The 1,535-nt window shown below is 61.4% G+C and carries 1 pseudogene; it reads right to left on the bottom strand.

Annotation, left to right across the window (positions count from 1 at the left end):
- Window positions 1–51: 51 nt before the first annotated feature.
- Window positions 52–1,303: pseudogene (locus tag QCD75_RS21750) on the bottom strand (IS110 family transposase).
- Window positions 1,304–1,535 lie beyond the last annotated feature (232 nt).

Below are 1,535 nucleotides of genomic sequence, written 5' to 3'. Positions count from 1 at the left end.
CTGACGCGAAAATTTCGTGGCCTCGGCAGTGATCTCAGGGCAGCATGCGGGTTAGCCGGCGTGCTGGAGAGGTTGAAGGGTGACCTGGTAGCCGAGACTTTCGAGTTGTTGAAGGGCTCTTTCTTTGCTGCGCAGTGGCTGGCGTCTGGTGTAGTAGTCCGGGCCCGGATCAACGTAGCATTCGCCGGTGGTGAGCATATGCCAGATAGAGATGAGGATGGAATGCTCCACGGCAACAAGGGCTTTCATTGGCCCGCGCCGGGACTTGATCCGCCGGTACTCCGCCCCGAGATACGTGGTTTGTGATCTGGCTGCCGTCATTGCGGCTGTGCCGAGCGCTCTTTTCAAGTACCGGTTCCCGGGCCTGGTTTTCGTCGACTTGACCCGCCCTGCGGACTCGTTGGCCCCGGGTGCGGTACCGGCCCACGATGCCAGATGGCCGGCGGTAGGGAACACGGACATGTCCGCACCGGTCTCAGCGATGATGACCTCGGCAGTCCGGTCACTGATGCCGGGGATTGTTGCCAGCAGTTCCCGGGCGCCACTAAAAGGGAGCATGAGCTCTTCGATCCGCGCGTCGAGGCGAGCGATGTCCTTGCTGTGGGCGTCGATCCGGCTCAGAAACAACCCGGCCATGAAAGCGTGGTGGGCGTTGAAGCGGCCCGTCAGTGCCTCCGTCAGCGCCGGGATCTTCCGTCGCATGGCCTTCTTCGCCAAATCCGCCAGCACGGCCGGGTCGCGCTGGCCCTCGATCAGTGCCTGCAGCATCGCCCTGCCAGAGACACCGGTAATGTCGGTGGCGATCGAGGAGAGCTTGATTCCGGAATCCTCCAGCATCTTCTCCAGTCTCTGAACCTCCCGAGACCTCTCGTCAGTGATGGCGGTGCGGGTCCGGGTCAGATCACGGAGCTGGCGGATATTCTCCGGCGGGACCAGACAGCCGTGCAGCAGGCCGTGCGCGCCGAGCTGGGCGAGCCACGCCGCATCCGAAACATCGGTCTTACGGCCGGGCAGGTTCCTTGCCTCCTTGGCATGAACCAGCTGAACGTTGAGCCCTTTGTCTTCGAGCAGAAAGTAGAACTGGCGCCAGTAATCCCCGGTAGCCTCGATCACCACCAGACCCACGTCCTGGTCCAGCAGGTAATCGGCCAACCGATCAACCTCGTTCGTCATGGCCGTCCATGTGGTGATCTCCTGGCGTGCCCGCCGGCCTTCCTCCATAATACGAAATAATACGAACGCACGCCTTCGCATCCCGCTTGGAAACATCCAGCCCCGCACACCGTTGAAACAGAACATCCATCGCTTCACCATCCGTTCCTGCCGCCGTTGAAGAGGAAGCATGCACCGGAAAGGAGAGCAAGAAGAAACAGAATTCTGACGCTCGTGCTCATGGGCAACATTCCACGGTCCCCGCGGAAACGGGCTCTCCACCACCAAGCTGACATACAGGCTCACGGCACTACAGGGAAACCAGGGTCGTATCCGGAACACAGCAGCAGTATCAGCCCCAACCGCACCCCCGACAAGACCGC

The organism is Arthrobacter sp. PsM3 (assembly GCF_030433895.1).
Lineage (GTDB): Bacteria > Actinomycetota > Actinomycetes > Actinomycetales > Micrococcaceae > Arthrobacter.
This window is presented reverse-complemented; position numbering and strand designations above follow the sequence as displayed.